The 24,059-nt window shown below is 71.0% G+C and carries 21 protein-coding genes, 2 pseudogenes and 1 riboswitch; of the genes and pseudogenes, 7 read left to right on the top strand and 16 right to left on the bottom strand.

Annotated features, from left to right (window positions below):
- Positions 1–100: 100 nt before the first annotated feature.
- On the top strand, positions 101–382 hold the full coding sequence (locus ACZ499_RS10920; protein ID WP_371655179.1) for an HPr family phosphocarrier protein: 282 nt from the start codon (positions 101–103) through the stop codon (positions 380–382).
- 217 nt (positions 383–599) lie between these two features.
- Here the strand turns inward: ACZ499_RS10920 and ACZ499_RS10915 are convergent, their stop codons facing one another.
- From ACZ499_RS10915 to ACZ499_RS10900, 4 genes are all read right to left on the bottom strand, one after another.
- Positions 600–1,277 (bottom strand): GntR family transcriptional regulator, encoded by a 678-nt coding sequence (locus ACZ499_RS10915; protein ID WP_468673775.1) that lies wholly within the window; start codon positions 1,275–1,277, stop codon positions 600–602.
- Between the two features lie 206 nt (positions 1,278–1,483).
- Complete coding sequence (locus ACZ499_RS10910; protein WP_468673773.1) at positions 1,484–2,254, bottom strand: M23 family metallopeptidase; 771 nt, start codon at positions 2,252–2,254, stop codon at positions 1,484–1,486.
- Positions 2,255–2,267: 13 nt separating this feature from the next.
- Positions 2,268–2,428, bottom strand: a riboswitch (cyclic di-AMP (ydaO/yuaA leader).
- A gap of 214 nt (positions 2,429–2,642) precedes the next feature.
- Positions 2,643–4,010, bottom strand: a complete 1,368-nt coding sequence (locus ACZ499_RS10905) for a M16 family metallopeptidase (RefSeq protein ID WP_468674081.1) — start codon at positions 4,008–4,010, stop codon at positions 2,643–2,645.
- A gap of 17 nt (positions 4,011–4,027) precedes the next feature.
- Complete coding sequence (locus ACZ499_RS10900) at positions 4,028–5,380, bottom strand: M16 family metallopeptidase (protein WP_468673771.1); 1,353 nt, start codon at positions 5,378–5,380, stop codon at positions 4,028–4,030.
- A gap of 180 nt (positions 5,381–5,560) precedes the next feature.
- On the opposite strand from ACZ499_RS10900, the gene ACZ499_RS10895 reads away from it, so the two are divergent.
- Positions 5,561–8,011 (top strand): DNA gyrase/topoisomerase IV subunit A, encoded by a 2,451-nt coding sequence (locus ACZ499_RS10895; RefSeq protein WP_385545396.1) that lies wholly within the window; start codon positions 5,561–5,563, stop codon positions 8,009–8,011.
- A 34-nt stretch (positions 8,012–8,045) separates the two neighbouring features.
- Here ACZ499_RS10895 and ACZ499_RS10890 read toward each other — a convergent pair whose 3' ends face one another.
- Positions 8,046–9,164, bottom strand: a complete 1,119-nt coding sequence (locus tag ACZ499_RS10890; RefSeq protein WP_468673769.1) for a CobW family GTP-binding protein — start codon at positions 9,162–9,164, stop codon at positions 8,046–8,048.
- 253 nt (positions 9,165–9,417) lie between these two features.
- On the opposite strand from ACZ499_RS10890, the gene ACZ499_RS10885 reads away from it, so the two are divergent.
- Complete coding sequence (locus ACZ499_RS10885) at positions 9,418–9,627, top strand: hypothetical protein (RefSeq protein WP_468673767.1); 210 nt, start codon at positions 9,418–9,420, stop codon at positions 9,625–9,627.
- A gap of 5 nt (positions 9,628–9,632) precedes the next feature.
- Here ACZ499_RS10885 and ACZ499_RS10880 read toward each other — a convergent pair.
- Together ACZ499_RS10880 and ACZ499_RS10875 are read right to left on the bottom strand one after the other, a co-directional pair.
- Positions 9,633–9,881, bottom strand: a pseudogene (locus tag ACZ499_RS10880) (alpha-glucosidase); the annotation flags it as partial.
- Positions 9,882–9,894: 13 nt separating this feature from the next.
- Positions 9,895–10,191 (bottom strand): annotated as a pseudogene (locus tag ACZ499_RS10875) (hypothetical protein); the annotation flags it as partial.
- Between the two features lie 38 nt (positions 10,192–10,229).
- Between ACZ499_RS10875 and ACZ499_RS10870 the strand changes: the two are divergent.
- Together ACZ499_RS10870 and ACZ499_RS10865 are read left to right on the top strand one after the other, a co-directional pair.
- Positions 10,230–11,897: a sensor histidine kinase gene (locus tag ACZ499_RS10870; RefSeq protein ID WP_468673765.1), complete on the top strand. Its 1,668-nt coding sequence runs from the start codon at positions 10,230–10,232 to the stop codon at positions 11,895–11,897.
- Positions 11,894–12,571: a DUF7342 family protein gene (locus ACZ499_RS10865; protein ID WP_468673763.1), complete on the top strand. Its 678-nt coding sequence runs from the start codon at positions 11,894–11,896 to the stop codon at positions 12,569–12,571. The genes ACZ499_RS10870 and ACZ499_RS10865 overlap by 4 nt, the downstream gene beginning before the upstream one ends.
- Positions 12,572–12,627: 56 nt before the next feature.
- Here ACZ499_RS10865 and ACZ499_RS10860 read toward each other — a convergent pair whose 3' ends face one another.
- From ACZ499_RS10860 to ACZ499_RS10850, 3 genes are all read right to left on the bottom strand, one after another.
- A complete protein-coding gene (locus tag ACZ499_RS10860) occupies positions 12,628–13,668 on the bottom strand; it encodes an ABC transporter substrate-binding protein (RefSeq protein WP_468673761.1) in 1,041 nt (346 codons plus the stop codon).
- Between the two features lie 81 nt (positions 13,669–13,749).
- Entirely contained in the window at positions 13,750–14,610 is an 861-nt protein-coding gene (locus tag ACZ499_RS10855; RefSeq protein ID WP_468673759.1) for an ABC transporter permease, read from the bottom strand.
- Positions 14,600–15,445, bottom strand: coding sequence for an ABC transporter ATP-binding protein (locus ACZ499_RS10850; RefSeq protein ID WP_468673757.1), 846 nt, complete (start codon positions 15,443–15,445; stop codon positions 14,600–14,602). Before ACZ499_RS10850 ends, ACZ499_RS10855 begins: the two co-directional genes overlap by 11 nt.
- Before the next feature lie 134 nt (positions 15,446–15,579).
- On the opposite strand from ACZ499_RS10850, the gene ACZ499_RS10845 reads away from it, so the two are divergent.
- The gene (locus ACZ499_RS10845) at positions 15,580–16,269 is read left to right on the top strand and encodes a response regulator (RefSeq protein ID WP_468673755.1); all 690 of its coding nucleotides are present in this window, start codon (positions 15,580–15,582) and stop codon (positions 16,267–16,269) included.
- 56 nt (positions 16,270–16,325) lie between these two features.
- Here ACZ499_RS10845 and ACZ499_RS10840 read toward each other — a convergent pair whose 3' ends face one another.
- From ACZ499_RS10840 to ACZ499_RS10815, 6 genes are all read right to left on the bottom strand, one after another.
- The gene (locus ACZ499_RS10840; RefSeq protein WP_468673753.1) at positions 16,326–17,924 is read right to left on the bottom strand and encodes a solute symporter family protein; all 1,599 of its coding nucleotides are present in this window, start codon (positions 17,922–17,924) and stop codon (positions 16,326–16,328) included.
- Entirely contained in the window at positions 17,921–18,397 is a 477-nt protein-coding gene (locus tag ACZ499_RS10835) for a DUF485 domain-containing protein (protein WP_468673751.1), read from the bottom strand. The genes ACZ499_RS10840 and ACZ499_RS10835 overlap by 4 nt, the downstream gene beginning before the upstream one ends.
- A 99-nt stretch (positions 18,398–18,496) precedes the next feature.
- On the bottom strand, positions 18,497–19,234 hold the full coding sequence (locus ACZ499_RS10830; protein WP_468673749.1) for a response regulator transcription factor: 738 nt from the start codon (positions 19,232–19,234) through the stop codon (positions 18,497–18,499).
- Entirely contained in the window at positions 19,231–20,406 is a 1,176-nt protein-coding gene (locus ACZ499_RS10825; protein WP_468673747.1) for a sensor histidine kinase, read from the bottom strand. Before ACZ499_RS10825 ends, ACZ499_RS10830 begins: the two co-directional genes overlap by 4 nt.
- Complete coding sequence (locus ACZ499_RS10820) at positions 20,403–20,918, bottom strand: DUF1453 domain-containing protein (RefSeq protein ID WP_468673745.1); 516 nt, start codon at positions 20,916–20,918, stop codon at positions 20,403–20,405. Before ACZ499_RS10820 ends, ACZ499_RS10825 begins: the two co-directional genes overlap by 4 nt.
- A 207-nt stretch (positions 20,919–21,125) precedes the next feature.
- Positions 21,126–23,246, bottom strand: a complete 2,121-nt coding sequence (locus ACZ499_RS10815; protein WP_468673743.1) for a DNA gyrase/topoisomerase IV subunit B — start codon at positions 23,244–23,246, stop codon at positions 21,126–21,128.
- A 433-nt stretch (positions 23,247–23,679) separates the two neighbouring features.
- Between ACZ499_RS10815 and ACZ499_RS10810 the strand changes: the two genes are divergently transcribed.
- Positions 23,680–23,910 (top strand): DUF7455 domain-containing protein, encoded by a 231-nt coding sequence (locus ACZ499_RS10810; protein ID WP_371655163.1) that lies wholly within the window; start codon positions 23,680–23,682, stop codon positions 23,908–23,910.
- The last annotated feature ends 149 nt before the right edge of the window (positions 23,911–24,059 follow it).

Here is a 24,059-nt window from a genome sequence, read left to right as displayed (position 1 = left end):
CCGAAGGGCCGCCGGATCCGGGACCGACGTCGGCACGAGCACTGCGCAGGACATGAGAGACTGGTCTAGACAACCGTCAGAGATTTCGAAGGGCATCACCATGGCTGAGCGCCGCGTCAATGTCGGCTGGGCCGAGGGCCTGCACGCCCGCCCCGCTTCCATCTTCGTCCGCGCCGCCACGGCCTCCGGCGTCCCCGTGACGATCGCCAAGGCCGACGGCAACCCGGTCAACGCCGCCTCCATGCTCGCGGTGCTCGGCCTGGGTGCGCAGGGCGGCGAGGAGATCGTGCTGGCTTCCGAGGCGGAGGGCGCCGAGGCGGCCCTGGACCGTCTGGCGAAGCTGGTCGAGGCGGGCCTTGAGGAGCTCCCCGAGACCGTCTGACCGCACCCGGTCGGCCGAACCCGGCCCGGGCCGGCGCGTCACCGCACTTCGCGAAACGGAGCCGCGGACCCTGAATTCAGGGTCCGCGGCTCCTTTCGTTTTAAGCGAGTGGTACGGGTCGCGCGAACCTCTTACCCGCGCCGCTGATTTCCGGCGGCGATTTCGGGCAGCGCGGAAGAACCCCGCCGAATCACTCCCTTTGTATACGGCGACCCCGTTAAGCGCGGGCGCTCGCGGTGTTTACTGCATGTTGCGAAGTCCTCACGTCCACCGGGTGCCGCAGGCGATAGGCGGAAAACGCGCGGTCGGCGTGGTGGGCGGCCAGCGATCTGGCCCGCTCGGCGTTGCCGCGCGCCAGCGCGTCCACGATCGCCCCGTGCTCCGCCCAGCACTCGACGGGCAGCGCGGGCTGCTCCACCACGTACATCCAGGCGATCTTGTGCCGCAGCTGGGTGAGCAGCGAGATGAGGCCGGGACTGCCGGAGGCCTGGGCCAGCGTCTCGTGGAACCAGCCGCCCAGCGAGCGCAGATCCTCGCCCTGGGCCCGCCGGATGCGGTCCTGGCCCAGCCTGACCAGGCCGCGCAGCACCTTGAGATGGGCCTCGGTGCGCCGGGCGGCCGCCCGCGAGGCGGCCAGCGGCTCCAGCATCGCGCGCAGTTCGAGCAGGTCGGCGGCCTCCTGCTCGGTCGGCTCGGCGACACAGGCCCCGGCGTGCCGGCGCGTGGTGACGAACCCCTCGGACTCCAGCGTGCGCAGCGCCTCGCGGACCGGGACGCGCGAGACCCCGTACCGCCGGGCGAGCACTTCCTCGGTGAGCCGGCTGCCGCGCGCGAAGAGTCCCGCGACGATGTCGTCGCGGATTGCCGTGCATACCGATTGCGCTGGAATGCGCATGACCGAACCTCCGCCTTAATCCCCGCGAAACGCGGTCGATCGACGCCTGTTCGGTGACTCTATTCGAGCGGTTGTTAATTCCCGGTGACATGCCGTATGCAATGCATATCTTTTGGCCACGGACGGCTCCCGGCTCGCCCGACGGCGACGCCGAAGCCCCCGGCGCGGACGCCGGGGGCTTCGGTGGAGGTGCGGGGACGGCCGCGTCAGACGTTGACGCCGTGCGAGCGCAGATACGCGATCGGATCGATGTCCGAGCCGTACGACGGGCCCGTGCGGGCCTCGAAGTGGAGGTGCGGGCCGGTGGTGTTGCCGGTGTCGCCGGAGATGCCGATCTGCTGGCCCGGCTCGACGCGCTGGCCGACGGAGACGCCGATGGACGACAGGTGGCCGTACTGCGTGTACGTGCCGTCGTTCATGCGGATGACGATGTTGTTGCCGTAGGCACCGCCCCAGCCCGCCTCGACGACGGTGCCCAGGCCGACGGCGTGCACCGAGGTGCCCTCGCCCGCGTGGAAGTCGATGCCGGTGTGGCTGCCGGAGGACCAGATCGAGCCGCCGGTCTTGTAGCCGGTGGAGACGTAACTGCCGTCGATCGGGGCGACGAAGGAGTTGAGGCGCTTGCGCTCGGCCTCGCGGGCGGCGCGCTCCTTGGCGGCGCGCTCCTCCTTGGCCTTCGCCTCGGCCTTGCGCTTCGCCTCGGCGGCGGCGCGGGCCTTGTCGGCGGCGTGCTTCTGGGCGGCTGCCTGGGCGTCGATGCGGTCGGCGAGGGAGTCGCCGACCGCGATCGCCTGGGTGATGCCGGTGTCCTCGACGGAGGCCGCGGCGGGCGCCGAGGTCTCGGCGGCCAGGGCCGGGGAGGCGAGGGTGCCCACGACTCCGGCGGTGGCGAGAGTGGCGATGCCCGCTATGTTCGCGCTCTTGCGCGACATGGCGCTCGGACGACGGTGCTTCCCGGTGGCACGGGTGAACGCCATGAAGGGGCGGTGTCCTTTCCTTCCATCTCGCCTACCGGGTTAGCTGACGGGTTCGGAGCTGGAAGGTCTCCTACGGGCTCCTCCGCGGGCGGAGGCGTCCGATTCACCCCAGGGACTGAGTGGGTCCCCGGCTCCCCTGGCTCGCGCCAGTTGGGGACTCGGCGATCGCTGTCCGGTGCCGCGACTGCGACGGATGGTGACGGACAGCGCGACCGACGCTAGACGGCTGATCTTTCAATCACCAAACAGACACGTCTTTTTGTTGCACACGCCACATGACAGACAGGCAACCTCCCCAACAAATCGGACATACAGGAGGACCCCGGCGGCACATCGGCCACCGGGGTCCTCCTCCCGCGCACGCGTCCGCGCGCGCCGGTCCGCTCAATCAGCCCGCGACGACGGTGACTTCACCGATGCCGAGCGCCTTGACGGGCTCCTCGATCTGCGCCGCGTCCCCGACGAGGACGGTCACCAGACGGTCCACCGGGAAGGCGCTGACGACCGCCGCGGTGGCCTCCACGGTGCCCGTGTCGGCCAGCAGCGCGTACAACTGCGCCTGGAAGTCGTCCGGGAGGTGCTGCTCGACCTGGTCGGCCAGCGTCCCGGCGACGGCGGCCGCCGTCTCGTACTTGAGCGGGGCCACGCCCACCAGGTTCTGCACGGCGGTCTCCCGCTCGGCGTCCGTCAGCCCCTCGGCGGCGAGCTTGCGCAGCACCGTCCACAGGTCGTCGAGGGCCGGGCCGGTGTTGGGCGTGTCGACCGAGCCGCTGATGGCGAGCATGGCCGCGCCGGTGCCCTCCGCGCCGGAGCGCAGCACCTGACCGTACGCACGCACTCCGTACGTGTAGCCCTTCTCCTCGCGCAGGACGCGGTCCAGGCGGGAGGTGAGCGTGCCGCCCAGGCAGTACGTCCCGAGGACCTGGGCGGGCCAGACGCGGTCGTGGCGGTCCGGGCCGATCCGGCCGATCAGCAACTGCGTCTGGACGGCGCCGGGCCGGTCGACGATGACCACGCGGCCGGTGTCGTCGGCGGTGACCGGGGGCATCGGGCGCTCCTCGGCCGGGGTGCCGGTCCAGGCGCCCAGGGTGTCCGCCAGGATCGCGTCCAGGTCGGTGGCGCCCAGGTCGCCCACGATCACGGCGGTGGCCGCCGCCGGGCGTACGTACGCCTCGTAGAAGGCCCGCACCGCCCCCGTGTCGATCCGCGTGACGGTCTCCTCGGTGCCCTGGCGCGGGCGCGACATGCGCGCGGTGGCCGGGAAGAGCTCCCTGGAGAGCTGCTGGGCGGCGCGCCGGGCCGGGTTGGCCAGCTCGTGCGGGATCTCGTCCAGGCGGTTGCGGACCAGCCGGTCGACCTCCGCGTCGGCGAACGCGGGGGCGCGCAGCGCCTCCGCGAGCAGGCCGAGCGCCTTGGCCAGCCGGGAGACCGGCACCTCCAGGGAGACCCGCACGCCCGGGTGGTCCGCGTGCGCGTCCAGGGTGGCGCCGCAGCGCTCCAGGTCGGCGGCGAACTCCTCGGCGGAGCGCTTGTCGGTGCCCTCGGAGAACGCGCGCGCCATGATCGTGGCGACGCCGTCCAGGCCCGTCGGCTCGGCGTCCAGCGGGGCGGCGAGGAAGATCTCGACGGCCACGACCTGCTGGCCGGGGCGGTCGCAACGCAGCACGGTGAGCCCGTTGGGCAGGGTGGCGCGGCCGGGGGCGGGGAACGCCCAGGGACGCGCGGTGCCGGCGGCCGGCTGGGGATGGAACTGCATGGTCACGCCGGTCTCGCTCACTGCTCTGCTCCCTCTGCGTCGGCGTCGGCCGCGTCGTCTGCTTCGGCGGTGGTCGGCTCGTACACCAGCACCGCCCTGTTGTCCGGGCGCAGGGTGGCCCGGGCCGCGTCCCGCACCTCCTCGGCGGTGATGTCGAGCACCCGGTCGACGGCGGTCAGGGCGAGCTGGGGATCGCCGAACAGCACCGCGTACCTGCAGAGTTCGTCGGCTCGGCCGGCGACCGTGCCGAGCCGGTCCAGCCACTCGCGCTCCAGCTGGGCCTGGGCGCGCTCCATCTCCTCGGCCGTGGGGCCCTCTTCGGCGAACCGGGCCAGCTCGTCGTCGACGGCCGACTCGATGTCGGGGACCTCGACGCCGCCGGACGTCTTGACGTCCAGCCAGCCGAGCGAGGGAGCGCCGGCGAGGCGCAGCAGGCCGAACCCGGCCGCCACGGCGCTCTGGTCGTGGCGCACCAGACGGTTGTGGAGGCGGGAGGACTCGCCGCCGCCGAGGACGGTGAGCGCCAGGTCGGCGGCGTCGCACTCGCGCGTGCCGTCGTGCGGCAGCCGGTAGGCGGCCATCAGGGCGCGCGCGGGGACGTCCTCGTGGACGACCTCGCGCAGCTGCTCGCCGATCACGCCGGGCAGCTCGCCGTCGCGCGGCGGCTGCTTGCCGTCGTGGGTCGGGATCGAGCCGAAGTACTTCTCGATCCAGGCGAGCGTCAGCTCGGGGTCGATGTCGCCGACGACCGAGAGGACCGCGTTGTTCGGCGCGTAGTACGTACGGAAGAAGTTCCGCGCGTCCTCCAGCGTCGCCGCGTCCAGGTCGGCCATGGAGCCGATCGGCGTGTGGTGGTACGGGTGGCCCTCCGGGTAGGCCAGCGCGGTGAGCTTCTCGAACGCCGTGCCGTACGGCACGTTGTCGTACCGCTGGCGGCGCTCGTTCTTGACGACGTCGCGCTGGTTCTCCATGGACTCCTCGTCCAGTGCGGAGAGCAGCGAGCCCATGCGGTCGGCTTCCAGCCACAGCGCCAGTTCGAGCTGGTGGGTGGGCATGGTCTCGAAGTAGTTGGTGCGCTCGAAGCTGGTGGTGCCGTTGAGCGAGCCGCCCGCGCCCTGCACCAGCTCGAAGTGACCGTTTCCGTGGACCTGGTGCGAGCCCTGGAACATCAGGTGCTCGAAGAGGTGCGCCAGGCCCGTGCGGCCCTCGACCTCGTGGCGGGAACCCACGTCGTACCAGAGGCAGACCGCGGCGACCGGGGTCAGGTGGTCCTCGGAGAGCACCACGCGCAGGCCGTTGGCCAGCCGGTGCTCGGTCGCTGTCAGGCCGCCGGAGCCGGCCTGGGCGGTGGCCGTGTGACCCATGGGCATGTACGTCCCTTCGATCGCGGTGAAGAAGTCCTGCCACTGTATGCAAGCGCACCGACACCTGGCGAAGTTCCCGGGTCGCGGTCGGCGTTGTCAGTGGGACGGTCCACAATGGTCGGCGTCAGCAGCAGACCTTGTTGGTGGTCGCTAGAAGAACTCGTTGGTGAAGGAGCCGCAGCCGCGATGGCCCGCCGCAGCACGAAGACCCCGCCGCCGGACGATTTCGAGGAGAAGATCCTCGACATCGACGTCGTGGACGAAATGCAGGGCTCCTTTCTCGAGTACGCCTACTCGGTGATCTACTCGCGGGCCCTGCCGGACGCCCGCGACGGCATGAAGCCGGTCCACCGCCGCATCGTCTACCAGATGAACGAGATGGGCCTGCGCCCCGAGCGCGGCTACGTGAAGTGCGCGCGCGTGGTCGGCGAGGTCATGGGCAAGCTCCACCCGCACGGCGACGCGTCGATCTACGACGCCCTTGTGCGGATGGCGCAGCCCTTCTCCATGCGCCTGCCGCTCGTCGACGGCCACGGCAACTTCGGCTCGCTCGGCAACGACGACCCGCCGGCCGCGATGCGCTACACCGAGTGCAAGATGGCCGACGCCACCTCGCTCATGACGGAGTCGATCGACGAGGACACCGTCGACTTCTCCCCGAACTACGACGGCCAGGAGCAGGAGCCGGTGGCCCTGCCCGCCGCGTTCCCGAACCTGCTGGTCAACGGCGCGACGGGGATCGCGGTCGGCATGGCGACCAATATGCCGCCGCACAACCTGGGGGAGGTCATCGCCGCCGCCCGCCATCTGATCCGGTACCCGAACGCGGACCTGGAAGCACTGATGCGCTTCGTCCCCGGCCCGGACCTGCCGACCGGCGGCCGGATCGTCGGCCTGTCCGGCATCAAGGACGCGTACGAGTCGGGCCGCGGCACCTTCAAGATCCGCGCCAAGGTGGCGGTGGAGAACGTGACGGCCCGCCGCAAGGGCCTGGTCGTCACGGAACTGCCGTTCACGGTCGGCCCGGAGAAGGTGATCTCCAAGATCAAGGACCTGGTCGGCTCGAAGAAGCTCCAGGGCATCGCCGACGTCAAGGACCTCACCGACCGCTCGCACGGTCTGCGTCTGGTCATCGAGGTCAAGAACGGCTTCGTCCCCGAGGCCGTCCTGGAGCAGCTCTACAAGCTGACGCCGATGGAGGAGTCCTTCGGCATCAACAACGTGGCGCTGGTGGACGGCCAGCCGCTCACCATGGGCCTCAAGGAGCTCCTGGAGGTCTACCTCGACCACCGCTTCGAGGTGGTGCGCCGCCGCAGCGAGTTCCGCCGCACCAAGCGCCGCGACCGGCTGCACCTGGTGGAGGGCCTCCTCGTCGCGCTCCTCGACATCGACGAGGTCATCCGTCTCATCCGGTCGAGTGACAACTCGGCGCAGGCCAAGCAGCGCCTGATCGAGCACTTCTCGCTCAGCGAGATCCAGACGCAGTACATTCTGGACACCCCGCTGCGCCGCCTCACCAAGTTCGACCGCATCGAGCTGGAGAGCGAGCGCGACCGGCTCACCGGCGAGATCGACGAGCTGACCGGGATCCTGGACTCCGACACCGAGCTGCGCAAGCTGGTCTCGACCGAACTGGCCGCGGTGGCCAAGAAGTTCGGCACCGAGCGGCGGACGGTCCTGCTGGAGTCGGCGGGCGCGCCGGTCGCGGCCGTGCCCCTGGAGGTCGCGGACGACCCGTGCCGGGTGCTGCTCTCCTCGACGGGCCTGCTGGCGCGTACGGCGAACGCGGAACCGCTCGCGGAGGCCGAGCGGCGCACCAAGCACGATGTGATCGTGTCCGCGGTGCCCGCGACCCAGCGCGGCGACGTCGGCGCGGTCACCTCGGCCGGGCGGCTGCTGCGGCTCGCCGTGATCGACCTGCCGCAGCTGCCGGACACGGCGGCCGCGCCCAACCTCTCGGGCGGTGCCCCGGTGTCGGAGTTCCTGACCCTGGAGGCCGACGAGACGCTGGTCTGTCTGACGACCTTGGACGAGTCGTCGCCGGGTCTGGCGATCGGCACCGAGCAGGGCGTGGTCAAGCGCGTGGTGCCCGACTATCCGGCCAACAAGGACGAGCTGGAGGTCATCACCCTCAAGGACGGCGACCGGATCGTCGGTGCGGCGGAGCTGCGCACCGGCGAGGAGGACCTGGTCTTCATCACGGACGACGCCCAGCTGCTGCGCTACCAGGCCTCGCAGGTGCGGCCGCAGGGCCGCCCGGCGGGCGGTATGGCGGGCATCAAGGTCACCGAGGGCGCCAAGGTGATCTCGTTCACCGTGGTCGACCCGGCGGCGGACGGGGTGGTGTTCACGGTGGCGGGCTCGCGCGGCACGCTGCTCGGGGACTCGGCGGCGACCGTCAAGCTGACGCCGTTCGACCAGTATCCGCGCAAGGGCCGGGCCACCGGCGGGGTGCGCTGTCAGCGGTTCCTGAAGGGCGAGGACATGCTGGTCCTGGCCTGGGCGGGCGCGGCCCCGGCGAAGGCGGCGCAGGCCAACGGCACGCCGGTGGAGCTCCCGGAGCCGGACCCGCGCCGCGACGGCTCGGGCACGCCACTGGGGCACACGGTGACGGTGCTGGCGGGCCCGGCGTCGTAGCGGGCCCGGTTCGCCGGCGGACCTGGGGGTGGGGCTATGCCTCCGCGCCCAGGTCCGCCTCGTCCTCGTCCTCGTCCGCCTGCTGTACGTATCGCAGGACGCCCCACATGGCGTGCTCGTCCGGGGTGCCCTGCGGCGCCGGGGCCACGGCCGCGTCCAGTGACTTGCGCAGCCCCTCGGCGTCGACGCGGGAGCCGATGAGGACGAGCTGGGTGAGGCGCTCCTCGCCGGGCGGCCAGGGCTCCGGGTAGAAGCGCAGGAAGCGGCCGACGGCGTGGACGCCGTAGCGGTTGCGCGGGTCGGCCGCGCCGAAGTCGACGAACCCCTTGATGCGGTAGAGACCTTCGGGGCGGCTGTCGAGGAAGGCCATCAGCCGGCGCGGGTCCATGGGCGCGGCCGAGGTGAAGGCGACGGACTCGTACGCGGTGTGCAGATGGGCCGCGTGGCCGTGCCCATGGCCGCACCCGGGGCCGCACGCCTCCCCGTGCCCGTGCTCCTCCTCGTCGTCCAGCAGGTCCTCGAAGGCGAGCTGGCCGACCCGCTCGGTGCTCGGCCTGCGGTCGAAGAACAGCTCCGGGTCGACGCGGCCGTACACGGACTCGACCACCGAGGCGGTCCCGCCCAGCGACGCGCGCAGCCGGTCGAGGCCGGCCCTCGGCACCCGGTCGGTCTTGTTGAGCACCACGAGGTCCGCGACGGCGAGGTGCCGGTCGATCTCGGGGTGCCTCTCGCGGGTCGCCTCGTACTCGGCTGCGTCGACGACCTCGACCAGCCCGCCGTACACGATCCGGGGGTTCTCGCTGGCCAGGACCATCCGCACCAGCTCCTGCGGCTCGGCGAGACCGCTCGCCTCGATGACGACGACGTCGAGCCGGGCGGCGGGCCGGGTCAGCTTCTCCAGATAGACGTCGAGCTCGCTCGCGTCGACGGCGCAGCACAGGCAGCCGTTGCCGAGGGACAGCGTCGAGTCGCCGAGTTGTCCGGCCACGGTCATCGCGTCGATCTCGATGGAGCCGAAGTCGTTGACGATCGCTCCGATCCGGGTGCCCCTGCTGGCCCGCAGCAGATGGTTGAGCAAGGTGGTCTTGCCCGAGCCGAGGAAGCCCGCGAGGACGACGACGGGGATCTGCTGGGCCGGACCGGTCGGACTCACGAGGGGGACCTCTCTCAAGCGGGGGCGGGCGGGGCTCGGGGGTTTTCCTCGGGCCGCTCCAGGATATTGGGGCCCCGGGGCGGGGCGGCCCGGGCGAGCGCGGCCCAGCCCGACCACCCGCAGCGCGTCCCGGCGCACACCCCCGCCCCCGAGCGCCCACTGCCCGTGGCCGGAACACCCGCACCCGCCCTCCCGGCCGCGCGTCGCCCGGCGGGCTCGCGGGCAGATCGACTGCCCACCCCCGGGAGGCCCCATGACAGGAACGACAGCCCCGTCCGGCTGGCTCCGTTCCACCGCGAAGTTCGCCCTCTGGACGGCCGCCACGCTCGCCGGAACCGCCCTGGTGAGCGCGGCTGCCGTGCTGGTCAGCGGCTGGCTCATCGACACCGTCCAGCGGCGCGAGGGCAGCCTGGAGCGCGCCGAGGGCCGCAGCAGAACAGAGGCGCGCATAAAAATCGCATAAGGAATTCACGCCCGCAGCCAGACAGCGGTGTCGCGTGGCAGCCGCCCGGCGGCGTCCAAGGCACCGCCGGTGAGGAGCAGTTCGGTGTGGCGCGGCAGCCCGACCGGGGCGTCCGCCAGGTTGACCGGGCAGAGCAGGCCATGCGGGCGGGCGAAGGTCAGAACCCCCTGCGGCGCGTCCAGCCAGGTCAGCGGGCCGTCCCCGAAGCCGGGCAGGGTCCGGCGCAGCCGCAGGGCCTTGCGGTGGAGCGTGAGCCCGGGTCCCCGGGAACGGGACGGCGAAGCCGAGCACCAGCGCGAGTCCGTCGAACAGCAGCATGTGGCGCCAGGCCTGCCGGAACGCCGGGTCGTGGGAGGCATAACCGAGGTTGGACCAGCCGGCCCAGGTGGTCCGCCCGTCCTCGGTCTTCTGGAAGGCCAGGACGAAGCTCCCGGGCCATCGGGTACCAGGGAAGAAGGCGAAGCAGAGCACGGCGCCGATCAGGAAGTCGCGCGCGGTCAGCTGGCGCCTGAGCAGCCCCGGCACCGGCCACGCCGTCCTCGTCAGCGGTTTGTGCGAACAGATTTCGGAATGCGGCGCAGAGCCGTCTACCGTGCATAGGCATGAGTGCCGTCCCCAGCACCCCCACACCCGGACGGCGGCGGTTCGGCTGGCCGCAGCGCGTCTTCTCCCAGGTGCTGCTGATGCAGCTGGCCATCGCCGCCGGTGTCACCGTGCTCGCGACCGGCCTGTTCCTCGCCCCGCTCAGCCACCAGCTCGACGACCAGGCGATGCGCCGGGCCCTCGCCATCGCCGAGTCGACGGCCGCCCAGCCGCAGCTCGCGGCGGACCTGGTCGCGTCCCGGGCCGCCGCCGACGGCCCCGTTCAGCGCGAGGCCGAGCGGGTCCGCCGGGCCACCGGCGCCGAGTACGTGGTGGTCATGGACCGGCGCGGGGTGCGCTGGTCGCACACCGACGGCAAGCAGATCGGCAAGGTCGTCTCCACCGACCCCAGCGAGGCGCTGGCGGGCGAGGAGGTCATGGAGATCGACAGCGGCACGCTGGGCCGCTCGGCGCGCGGCAAGGTGCCGCTGCGGGACTCCGGCGGAGCGATCGTCGGGGCGGTGTCGGTCGGGATCGAGTACGACAGCGTGCGCGCCCGGCTGCTCGCCGCCATCCCCGGGCTGCTCGCCTACGCGGGCGGCGCCCTCGCGGCAGGCGCGCTCGCCGCGTATCTGATCTCCCGCCGGATCCAGAAACAGACCCGTGACCTGGCCTTCTCCGACATCTCCGCGCTGCTCGCGGAGCGCGAGGCGATGCTCCACTCGATCCGCGAGGGCGTGGTGGCGCTCGACCGCACCGGCCGGATCCGGTTGCTCAACGACGAGGCCCAGCGGCTCCTCGGCGTCGGCCCCGAGGCCGCGGGCCGCCCCCTGGACGAGGTGCTGGGCGCGGGGCGGACGACCGATGTGCTCGCGGGCCGCGTCTCGGGCACCGATCTGCTGACCGTACGCGGCCACCGCGTCCTGGTCGCCAACCGCATGCCGACCGACGACGGCGGCGCCGTCGCCACCTTGCGGGACCGCACCGAGCTGGAGCGCCTGGGGCGCGAGCTGGACTCCACCCACGGCCTCATCGACGCCCTGCGTGCCCAGGACCACGAGCACGCCAACCGGCTGCACACCCTGCTCGGCCTGCTGGAGCTGGAGATGCACGACGAGGCGGTCGAGTTCGTCACCGAGGTCGTCGGGGTGCACCGGACCACCGCCGAGCAGGTCACCGAGAAGGTCCGCGACCCGCTGCTCGCGGCGATGCTGGTCGGCAAGGCCACCGTGGCGGCCGAGCGCGCGGTCGCCCTGCGCATCACCCCGGACACCCTGCTCCCCGACCGGCTGGTCGACCCGCACGGGCTCGTCACCGTCGTCGGGAACCTCGTCGACAACGCGCTGGACGCGGCCGCCGGCACTCCGGACGCCTCGGTCGGGGTGACCCTGCGCGCCGAGGGGCGTACGGCCGTGCTGCGGGTCGTCGACAGCGGCCCCGGCGTCCCCGACGGGCAGCGCGAACTGATCTTCACCGAGGGCTGGTCCACCAAGGATCTCCCCGCCCACGGCAAGCGGGGCCTGGGGCTCGCCCTGGTCCGGCGGTTCGCCGAGCGCCAGGGCGGGCACGCGCGCGTGACGACGGGCCCGGACGGCGGGGCCGAGTTCACCGTCGTCCTGCCGGAGGCGCTGAGCGAGGCCCTGGACGAGGATGCGAACGGGACCGTACTGCATGAGGAGGCGCGATGATCGATGTCCTCGTCGTGGACGACGACCGGCGGGTCGCCGACATCAATGCCGCGTACGCCGAAAAAGTTCCCGGTTTCCGGGTGGTGGCGAAGGCGCATTCGGCCGCGGAGGCGCTCGCGATCATCGCCGAGCGCCCCGTCGATCTGGTCCTGCTCGACCACTATCTGCCGGACGAGAACGGCCTCGCCGTCGTACGCGAGCTGCGCCGGCTCGGCCACCACACCGACGTGATCATGGTGACGGCCGCCCGCGACGTCAGCACCGTCCAGGCCGCGATGCGCCAGGGGGCACTCCAGTACCTCGTCAAGCCGTTCACCTTCGCGGGGCTGCGCACCAAGCTGGAGGCGTACGCCGCGCTGCGCCGCACCCTCGACGGCGGCGGCGAGGCCGAACAGGCCCAGGTGGACCGGATCTTCGGCGCCCTCTCGGTCTCCGGCGAGCCCGACCTGCCCAAGGGCCACTCCCCCACCACCGCCGAACTGCTGCGCCAGGTGCTGCTCGCGGCCGAAGGCCCGCTCTCGGCGCAGGAGATCGCGGAGCGGGCGGGGGTGAGCCGGCAGACGGCCCAGCGCTATCTGAAGCTTCTGGAGCGGACGGGTCGCGTACGGCTCGGTCTGCGCTACGGGGAGACCGGCCGCCCCGAGCACCGCTACGAGTGGACGACCGGCCGCTGACGCCCGGGTCCGAGCGAGACCCGGGGCGGTCCGAGTGACACCGGGATCCGAACGTCTCAGCCCTTCGGGACCTTGTTCACGAACTCGGTGGTGAACGTCTTGGACAGGTCCACGTCCGCGTGCTTGAGGTTGGGGTTGAACGCCTTCAGGACCTTCTCGACCGTCTCGGGCCCGTCGGCGGGCATCACTCCGTCCTTGGTGAACATGGGCAGGGTGCTCTTGATGGACTGCGCGTAGAGCGCCTTGCCGCCCTTCGCGTAGTCGGCGGGCATCTTCGCCGCGATCTCCTCCGCGCTGTGCGAGGACATCCACCGCAACGTCTTGACCAACGCGTTCGCCAGCTTCTGCACGGTCTCCTGGTGCCCGTTCACCCAACTCGCGTTCATGTAGAGGCTCGACGAGGGGTACGGGCCGCCGAGCGCGGACCGCGACCCCTCGGGCGTCCGCATGTCGATGAGGACCTTGCCGAGCTTCTGGTCCAGGACGTTGGCGACCGTCGGGTCGGTCGTCATACCGCCCTGGATGGAGCCCTGCTTCAGGGCGGCGATGAACGTCTGGCCCGCGCCGACCGCGACCGGTGTGAAGTCGCTGGTCTTCAGCCCGTCGCGGACCGCCAGGTACTTGGTGAGGAAGTCGGTCGACGAGCCGAGGCCGGTGACGCCGAGCTTCTTCCCCTTGAAGTCCTTGGGAGTGGCGATGTCACCCTCGGCCTTGCTGGAGACGATCTCCACTTCGCCGGGCGCGTGCGAGAACTGCACCACCGACTCGACCTGCTTGCCCTTGACCTGGAGGTCGAGCGTGTGGTCGTAGAAGCCGACGGCGCCCTGGACGTCGCCGGATATCAGCGCGGTCTCGGCCTGCACCCCGGCCGGCTCGCTCAGCAGCTGGACGTCCAGGCCCTCGGCCTTGAAGAAGCCCAGCTGCTGGGTGAGCATCGCGGGCAGATAGATGACCTTGTCCAGGCCGCCGACCATGATCTTGACCTTGTTCGACGAGCCGGAGCCGGAGTCGTCCGAGCCGCAGGCGGTCAGGGTGGTGGCGGCCAGGGCGCCCGCCAGGACGGCCGCGGGGATTCTGCTGAAGTGGTGGCTGCGCATGTCATCACGTCCCGGTGATATGTGTGAGAGAGGAAGGGAGTACAGGGAGGGGTAGGCCCGCCAGTTGTCGGGGGCACGCCTTCAGCGTTCGGTGCCGGGCTCAGCGGGCCGCCAGCGGAACAGCCGGCGTTCGGCGAAGGTGAGCAGCCCCTCGGTGAAGAGGGCGACGACCGCGAGGATGACCATCGCCGCGTACACACCTGCGGCGTTGAACGTCCCCTGCGAGGCGGCGACGAGCAGCCCGAGCCCCTTGGTCGCGCCGATGTACTCGCCGACGATCGCGCCGATCAGGGCGAACCCGAAGCTGACGTGGAGGCTGGTGAAGATCCAGGACGTGGCGGAGGGGACGACGACCTGGAGGGTGACCCGGCGGTTGCTCGCGCCCAGGATGCGGGCGTTGTCCACCAGATCGCGGTCGACCTCGCGGGCGCCCTGGAACGCGTTGAAGAAGACCGGGAAGAAGACCAGGACGACCGCCGACGCGACCTTCGAGGCCGGGCCGAGCCCGAACCAGATGAGGAAGATCGGCGCGAGCACGATCCTCGGGATCGCGTTGAGGACCTTGATGTACGGGCCGAGGACATCGGCGAGGAACCGGATCCGGCCGAGGGTGATGCCGAGGACGACACCGCCAAGGACGCCGATGATCCAGCCGAGCAGCGCCTCGTACAGCGTGTACCAGATCTGCTCCCACAGGGAGCCCTGTGCGGTGCCGTGCACGGCCCAGTCGCGTATCTGCTCCCAGATCTTCGACGGCATCGAGAAGTTGAAGGGGTCGATGGCCTTGGTGCGTGCCAGGACCTCCCAGAGCGCGATCACGGCGACGAGCAGCAGGACCCGGCTGCCGTAGACGAGGAAGCGCCGGTTGCGGGCGGCGCGCGCCCGCGCCCTGGTGCGCTCGGTGGGCTTGACCGGGGCGGCGTCGATCGTGTCAGGCGACATCGGCGGCACCCCGCTCCCGGGTGATGCGGACCTCTTCGCCCAGCGACTCCCAGATCTCCCGGTAGATCTCGATGAACCGGGGCTCCAGTCGGATCGACTCGACCTTGCGGGGGCGCGGCAGGTCGATGTCGAAGACCTGCTTGACGGTCGCGGGGCCCGCGGTCATGACGACGACCTTGTCGGCGAGGGCGATCGACTCCTCCAGGTCATGGGTGACGAAGACGACGGAGGAGCCCGTTCCGGACCACAGGTCGAGGAGCTCGTCGGACATCAGCGCCCTGGTCTGTACGTCGAGCGCCGAGAACGGCTCGTCCATCAGCAGGATCTCGGGGTCGTTGACCAAGGTCGCGGCGAGGGCGACGCGCTTGCGCTGGCCGCCGGAGAGCTGGTGCGGATAGCGGTCCTCGAAGGACGCGAGTCCGACCCGGGCCAGCCATGCGCGGGCCCTCTCCTTGGCCTCCGCCTTCGACGCGCCCCTGAAGCGCGGCCCTGCCATCACGTTCGACAGGACGGTCCGCCAGGGGAAGACCGCATCCTGCTGGAAGACGAAGCCGACCTTGTCGCCGATGCCGTCGACCGGCTCCCCGGCCACCAGGACCTCGCCCTCGGTGGGCTCCTCCAGACCGCTGATCAGGGTCAGGGTCGTCGACTTCCCGCAGCCGGTGGGGCCGACCACGGCGACGAACTCACCGCGCCCCACGGTCAGGTCCAGGTCCCGGACGGCCGTGTGCAGCGCCCCGGACGGCGTACGGAACGATTTGCTCGCGCTCCGCAGCTCGATGGCGGGGCTTCTGTGAGGGCCCGCCTGCTCTGTGCCCCTCTGCTCTGTGCTCATGGAGCGGGACCGTAGATGTGGCGCAGGGCACAGCGGCAGTCTTGTGGGCGCAAGACACACTTCTGCTCGCTGACCCCTGTTGTGCTCGTTTTGCTCGCGCTACAACTGCGGGGATTCAACGGGAAGGAAACACGTTGATAGACGTCCTGGTCGTGGACGACGACTTCCGTGTCGTCGAGATCAACGCGGCATACGTCGGGAAGGTTCCCGGGTTCCGGGTCGTCGCCCGCGCGCACAGCGCCGCCCAGGCGCTGGCGACGCTGGAGCGCCACCGGGTCGACCTGGTACTGCTCGACCACTTCCTGCCGGACGAGACCGGGTTGTCACTGGTCCGCCGGATGCGCCAGCTCGGCCACCACACCGATGTGATCATGGTGACCTCAGCCAGCGACGTGGCCACCGTCCAGGCCGCGATGCGCCACGGCGCGCTGCACTACCTCGTCAAGCCGTTCACCTTCGCGGGCCTGCGGACCAAGCTCGACGCGTACGCGACCCTGCGCCGCACCGTGGACCGGGCCGGGGAGGACGGCGCCGAGGGCACCGGGCAGGACCAGGTCGACCGGATCTTCGGGGCGCTGCGCAGCGTCGCGACCGCCCCCGGGCTGCCCAGCGGCCACTCGCTGCCCACGGCGGAGCTGATCCGTGAGGTGCTGCACCACGCGGACCATCCGCTCTCGGCCCATGAGGTGGCGGGCCGCACCGGCCTCAGCCGCTCCACCGCCCAGCGCTACCTCCGGCTCCTGGAGCAGTCCGGCCGCCTCCGCCTCACCCTGCGGTACGGGGAGACGGGCCGCCCGGAACACCGGTACGCCTGGGCCGTGTGACCGGCGGGGCCGCGGCCGGGCTGCACTGACCTCAGGAGGAGCGATCCTGTCGGCGGCTAGACCGCCCCCGCCCCCGTCAGCGATCGCACCTCCGTCTCCGCGTGGCGGGCCTCGTCCGGCGGCTCGGGTGAGGTCACCGTGCCCAGCCAGCCGGCCAGGAAGCCCAGCGGGATGGAGATGAGGCCCGGGTTCTCCAGCGGGAAGAACTGGAAGTCCACCCCGGGGAACAGCGCGTGGGGCCCGCCCGAGACCACCGGTGACAGCGCCACCAGGACCAGCGCGGGAATGAGTCCGCCGTAGACCGACCAGACCGCGCCCCGGGTGGTGAAGTTCCGCCAGAACAACGAGTAGAGCAGCACGGGCAGATTGGCCGAGGCCGCGACCGCGAAGGCCAGCCCGACCAGGAACGCCACGTTCAGGTCCCGGGCCAGCAGCCCGAGACCGATGGCGACCGCCCCGATCCCGGCGGCGGCGACCCGGGCCACCGCCACCTCGCTGTGCTGCTTGGCGTGGCGCCGCCGCAGCGAGGCGTACAGATCATGGGCGACGGAAGCGGAGGAGGCGAGGGTGATCCCGGCGACGACGGCCAGGATGGTGGCGAAGGCGACGGCGGCCACGACCGCGAAGAGAACCGTTCCGCCTGTGGAACCCGCGCCGCCGCCCAGATCGAGCGCCAGCAGCGGCACGGCCGTGTTCCCCGCCGCGTTCGCGGACTTCACCTCGGCGGAGCCGACCACGGCGGCCGCGCCGAAGCCGAGCACGATGGTCATCAGATAGAAGCCGCCGATGAGACCGATCGCCCAGACGACCGAGTGGCGCGCGGCCCGGGCGGTCGGCACCGTGTAGAAGCGGGAGAGGATGTGCGGCAGCCCCGCCGTACCGAGCACCAGGGCCAGGGCCAGGCTGATGAAGTCGAGCCGCGCGGTCCAGCCGCCGCCGTATCTGAGCCCCGGGGAGAGGAACTCCTTTCCGTGGCCGCTCCGTTCGGCCGCCGTGTTGAGCAGCAGATTGATGTTTCCGTGGAAGCGCATCAGCACCAGCACGGTGAGCGTGACCGCTCCGGCCATGAGGAGGACGGCCTTCACGATCTGGATCCAGGTGGTCGCCCGCATCCCGCCGAGCGACACATAGATCACCATCAGCGCGCCCACGCCGATGACGGTCCACGAGCGGGCCGCGCCGCTGGATCCGCCGAGCAGCAGCGCCACCAGGCTGCCCGCGCCGACCATCTGCGCCACCAGATAGAGAACGGACACGGTGACCGAGGAAGTTCCCGCCGCGATCCGCACCGGGCGCTCGCTCATCCGGGCGGCAATGACATCGGCGAGGGTGAACCGTCCGCAGTTGCGGACCAGTTCGGCCACCAGCAGCAGCACCACCAGCCAGGCCACCAGAAACCCGACGGAGTAGAGCATCCCGTCGTACCCGAAGAGCGCGATGAGTCCGGAGATCCCCAGGAACGAGGCGGCCGACATGTAATCGCCCGCGATGGCGAAACCGTTCTCCATGGAGGAGAACAGCCGCCCGCCCGCATAGAACTCCTCCGCCGAGCCGCGCCGGTCGCGGCTCACCCAGGTGGTGATCGCCAGCGTCACCGCCACGAACGCGCTGAACAGCAGCAGCGCCAGCGCCTGGTGATCCCTGCCGGCGCTCACCTGGCCATCCCCCGTGTCATCTCCTGGGTGTCCCAGCGCAGTTCGAGCGCGGCCCTGTCCCGGCGCAGCCTCGCATGACGGGCGTACGCCCAGGTCAGCAGGAAGGTGGAGAGGAACTGGCCGAGCCCGGCGACCATGGCGACATTGACCGCCCCGACCACCTGATGGGCCATCAGGTCCGGCGCGGTGGTAGCGGCCACGACATACGCGATGTACCAGGTGAGGAACGCGAGCGCGGCCGGGACCACGAACCTGCGGTATCGGGCGCGCACTTCCTGGAAGGCTGCGCTGCGCTGCACCTCCAGATAGATGTCGGCCGTGCTGCGCCCCGTGTCCGGCTCGGCCGCCCGCTGCTGCGGCGGAGCGAACGCGGGCACCGTGCCGTCCAGTTCGCCCCACCCGGAGGCGAGCGCGTCGTACCAGGGGTCGTCGATCCGTGCCGCCGCCGGTTCGCGCCGTTCCTGTCTGTCCACCGAACAACACTCCTTAGTCCACGGCCCTGTTCGGCCGCGTGCCCAAGGATGGGCAGAGGGGACGCCCTCGCACTCTTCAACGCCCCCCTCTTCACCCCATTAGGTGATGGCCGAACCCGGCGGTCGCGAGAGGCCGTGCTGATAGGCGTACCGCACGGCCTGCGCCCGGTCCCTGGCTCCCGTCTTGGCGAAGATGTTGTTGATGTGCGTCTTCACCGTCGCGGTGGAGATGTGCAGCGCACGGGAGATCTCAGGGTTGGACAGGCCCTCCGCGACCAGGCCGAGCACCTCGCCCTCACGGCCGGTGAGCCCGTCGGGCAGCACCGCCGGAGCCGTCGCGGGCGGTGGCGCCATCACCCGTTCGAGCAGTCGCCGTTGCACCGAGGGCGCCAGACCGGCCTGTCCGGCCAGCACGTCCTGTATCGCCCTGACGATCTCGTCGCCGCCCGCGTCCTTGGTCAGATACCCGCGCGCCCCGGCCTGCAGCGCCGGGAACAGCGAGTCGTCGTCGGCGTAGGTCGTCAGGATCACCACCTGCGTACTTGGATACGCGGAGCGGATGCGGCGGGTGGCCTCGGCCCCGTCGCAGCGCGGCATCCGCAGGTCCATCAGGACGACGTCCGGGGCCACTTCGGCGACCAGCGCGACCGCCTCCTCGCCGTCCTTCGCCGCGCCCACCACCTCGACGCCGGGCAGCAGCCCGAGCAACATCACGATCCCCTCACGCACCACCGACTGGTCGTCCGCCACGACCACGCGGATCGCACGGCCCCCATTTCCGGGCCCGCCCTCGGCCCCGGCACCTCCCACGGTCACACCGCCCCCTTCCCCGGTCATGCCGGCACCCTCAGCCGCACCACGAAGCCCTCTTCCTCCGGTCCCGCCTCCAGAGTCCCGCCGAGCAGTTCGGCGCGCTCCCTCATCCCGAGCAGACCGTATCCGGAACCGCTCACTGCCAATTCGTCGGCGACCCGGCAACCGCCCGAGTCCCGTACCTCCAGGGCCACTTCGTCCGGCAGATACTCCAGCCGGACGGCCACGGCGGCGCCCGGCGCGTGCTTGCGCACATTCGTCAGAGCCTCCTGCGCCACACGCCGCACCGCCTGGGAGGCCTCGGCCGCCAACGGCCGCCGCTCCCCCGCCACTTCGACCCCGGCCGGACCGCCGGGCCCGCCGCCTTCGACGAGCGTATGCAGGAAGTCCTCGACCGGCGTGATCTCGCCGCGCAGCGCGGAGAGCGCCTGCCGGGTCTCGGCCAGGCCCTCCCGCGCCATCGACCGGGCGGCGACCACCCGCTCCAGGATCCGGTCCCGGAAGTCCCCGGCGGGCTCGCGCTCGATCATCAGCCGGGCCGCCTCCAGATGCACCAGCTGGGCGGAGAGGCTGTGTGCCAGCACATCGTGGATCTCTCGGGCGATCCTGGCCCGCTCGGCGAACGCGGCCGACTCGGCCTCGGCGGCCCGGGCAGCCCGCTCCTGGGCGAGCAGCCGCTGGGCGTTGCCCCGCGCCTCCGCGTCCAGCCGCAGCACATATCCGGCGAGGCCCAGCCCTGCGGTGGTGAGGGCGGTGGTCAGCCAGTTGTCGGTGTTCACCACCGCGTACGCCCCGAGGGCCACCAGGGTGCAAGGGACGGCGGCGCCCAGCGGGAGCCGTTCCAGAGCGGAGATCGCGCAGCCGCACCACACGATGATCGCGAAGATGTGCCAGTCGGTCTGCTGCGCACCGAGCGCCGACGCCATCAGCAGCGCGAGCAGCCCCAGCGAGGGCCAAAGCCGGTGGGCGAGCGTCTGCTGCCAGAACGCCCGGGCCAGCACGACCATCACCGCCACCATGGCGACGCCCACGGCCCAGGACCAGCCGTCGGGCCCCTTCTCGCTGATCGCGGTCCACAGCATCCCGCCGAGCAGCAGCCCGCGCACACCCCACATGATGCCGAGCCGTGCGCGGCTGAGCCCTTCGCGGGAGAGCGCCTCCCGCGAGGGCCAGGTGAACCAGACGTCGATGCTCACACGCGGTCCTTCCACGGCGGCCGGGTGGAGCCGTCGGCAGCAACACCGTACGACGCGTGCAGCGGCTGGGCCCGCCACACCAGGATGCCGCTGCGGACCAGGAGCGAGGCCGCCAGGCCAAGCAGCAGCGCGCCCGTGCCCATCCGTATCCCGGCCAGGGCCCCGATGCCGGCAAGCCCTGCCCGAACCGCGATGCCCACGGCCCAGACGGCCGCCGTCGCCTTGGTGCCCCTGGTCCACACCGAGCCGTCCGCCTCGGTCCACACCTTGCTGGTCCAGCCCCAGGCCGCGCCCATGAGCAGCCCGGTCGCGGTCTCCGTGCCGAGCAGCAGCACCGAGGCCATGTGGTGGTCCGGGTCGACCAGGCCCTTTTCCCGTATCGCCAAATACACCAGGACCGCTGGGACGAGCCACCAGCGTTTGGCGCCGGCCAGTTGCTGGGGCCGCACCTGGCGCGAGACGATCAGCGCGACGACGGCCACTGCCACCAGCACATTCACGAGCGCGGACATCTGGGCCTCCGGAACTACGACGGCAGGACTTCCCTACGCCATCGAAGTTACGGAAACGGCCTGGTCAGACACATCGGAGCAGGGGTTGAACGTGGGTGGAGCTCTCGGCTCCACCCGCGGGTGGACACGCCACCCCGGGCGCCCGGACGGGCCAGGCCGCCGGGGCAGCCCGGACCTGCCCGGCCATCCCGGCCGCCCCCGCCGCGGTTACGCGTCGATGCGCGAGCGGTCCAGCGTCGCCGCCGAGCTGGTGATGAACTCCTTGCGGGGCGCCACCTCGTTGCCCATCAGCAGATCGAAGACCTGCTCGGAGGCCTCCAGGTCGCCGATGTTGATCCGGCGCAGGGTGCGGAACCGCGGGTCCATCGTGGTCTCCGCCAGCTGGTCGGCGTCCATCTCGCCGAGGCCCTTGTAACGCTGGATGGAGTCCTTGTACCGGACGCCCTTGCGCTGGAACTCCAGCAGGGTCTGGCGCAGCTCGTTGTCCGAGTACGTGTACACGTACTTGTCCTGGCCCTTCTTGGGCTGGACCAGCTCGATCCGGTGCAGCGGCGGGACGGCGGCGAAGACCCGGCCCGCCTCGACCATCGGGCGCATATAGCGCTGGAAGAGGGTCAGCAGCAGGATGCGGATGTGGGCGCCGTCGACATCGGCGTCGACGAGCAGCACGATCTTGCCGTACCGCGCCGCGTCGATGTCGAAGGTCCGGCCCGAGCCCGCTCCTATGACCTGGATGATCGCGCCGCACTCGGCGTTCTTGAGCATGTCCGAGACGGACGCCTTCTGAACGTTGAGGATCTTGCCGCGGATCGGGAGCAGCGCCTGGAACTCCGAGTTCCGGGCGAGCTTGGCGGTGCCGAGCGCGGAGTCGCCCTCGACGATGAAGAGCTCGCTGCGCTCCACGTCGTCGCTGCGGCAGTCGGCCAGCTTGGCCGGCAGCGAGGAGGACTCCAGCGCGGTCTTCCGCCGCTGCGCCTCCTTGTGCTGACGAGCGGCGATCCGGGTCCTGGCCGCGGCCACGATCTTGTCGAGCACCGCCCGGGCCTGCGCCTTGGCGTCGCGCTTGGTGGAGGTCAGGAACGCCTTCAGCTCCTTGGCGACCACATTGGCGACGATCCGGTTGGCCGCCGACGTGCCGAGCACCTCCTTGGTCTGGCCCTCGAACTGCGGCTCGGCGAGACGGACGGTGACCACCGCCGTCATGCCCTCCATGGCGTCGTCCTTGACGACGTCGTCCTCGGCGACGCGCAGCAGCTTCGCGGAGCGCAGCACCTCGTTGACGGTCTTGGTGACCGAGCGCTCGAAGCCGCTGACGTGGGTACCGCCCTTGGGGGTGGCGATGATGTTCACGAACGACTTCAGGTTGGTGTCGTACCCGGTGCCCCAGCGCAGCGCGATGTCCACGACGAGCTCGCGGGTGACCTCGGCGGGGGTCATGTGGCCGCGGTCGTCCAGGACCGGGACGGTCTCCTTGAAGGTGCCCTGGCCGGTGAGCCGCAGCACGTCGCAGACACCCTTGTCCTGGGCCAGGTAGTCGCAGAACTCGCTGATCCCGCCGTCGAAGCGGAACGTCTCTTCCGTCTTGCCCTCGCCGTCGAGGCCGCGCTCGTCCCGGACGACGATGGTCAGACCGGGGACCAGGAAAGCCGTCTGACGCGCGCGCTGGTGGAGCGTCTCCAGGGAGAGCTTCGCGTCCTTGAGGAAGATCTGGCGGTCCGCCCAGTAGCGGATGCGCGTGCCGGTGCGGGTCTTGGGCACCCGCTTGCCCTTGAGCAGCCCGCTCGACGGGTCGAAGGGGGCGTCGGGACCCTGCTCGGTGAACATGCCGGGCGTGCCGCGCCGGAAGCTGATCGAGTGCGTCGCGCTGCTGCGGTCGACCTCGACGTCGAGGCGGGCCGAGAGCGCGTTCACCACGGACGCGCCCACGCCGTGCAGACCGCCGGAGGCGGCGTAGGAACCGCCGCCGAACTTGCCGCCGGCGTGCAGCTTGGTCATGACGACCTCGACGCCCGACAGACCGGTCTTGGGCTCGACGTCGACCGGGATGCCCCGGCCGTTGTCCCGCACCTCGACCGAGCCGTCGTCGTGCAGGATCACCTCGATGAAGTCGCAGTACCCGCCCAGGGCCTCGTCGACGGAGTTGTCGATGATCTCCCAGAGGCAGTGCATCAGGCCGCGGCTGTCGGTCGAGCCGATGTACATGCCCGGGCGCTTGCGGACCGCTTCGAGGCCTTCAAGGACGAGCAGGTGCCGCGCGGTGTAGTTGGAGCCGTCCCGGTCGGCGCCGGAGAGCAGCGCAGTGGACGGAACGGACGTCTCGGCGGTCACGCAGTTCGCTCCTCGCTGAATTTCAATTCGCCCCCGATGGGCAGGGGGTCGGCGTCGGTCGCCGGTCAGAGGGTACCGAGGCCTGGTAGAGCCGTTGTCACGCCACCCTCGGCAATACTCATGCTAGTCCAGCCTCGTATGCATGTTCGATCCCTCGTTGGGGTGATGCGGATATCACGTTCCCATCCAGGCATGAACCATTTAGGCTCCGGGCACGTCCTCATGAACAACCGGCAACCCCGCCGGGAGGACCAAACCGAGACAAGCAACGCGAAACCGTAAAGCAACGCAATACGGCTCATTCGCCGCCAACCGGCAGCAGACAGCCACCTTGACCAAGAAGTTTCAAGGAGAAGGCACGAGCGGGAACGTTTTCGGCCTGGTTGGATGTTGACCCTGGTACGACAGCTCGTCGAGCTAGAGAAGAGGCGACGTGACTACTGTTCTGACCCCCGCGAGCCCCCTGACGGCCGCTGACCGTTGCGACCGCTGCGGCGCACAGGCATACCTGCGTGTCCTTCTGACCAGCGGCGGCGAACTGCTCTTCTGTGCTCACCACGGACGCAAGTTCGAGCCGGAACTGAAGAAGATCGCCGCTGAGATACAGGACGAGACGGACCGCCTCACCGCGGTGCCCGAATCCGCAGGCGAAGAGGATCACTGACACCTCGCACTGACGACGAGCCAGGGCCGGTCCAGGACCGGCGACGGGGGGGGGGGGGGGGGGGGCGGGGGGGGGGGGGGGGGGGTTGGGGGGGGGTTCGGCCAGGGTGGGGGGCGGTGCGGTGTGGGTGTGGGGAAGTAAGGGGAGAG

The organism is Streptomyces sp. NPDC031265 (assembly GCF_055570295.1).
This window is presented reverse-complemented; position numbering and strand designations above follow the sequence as displayed.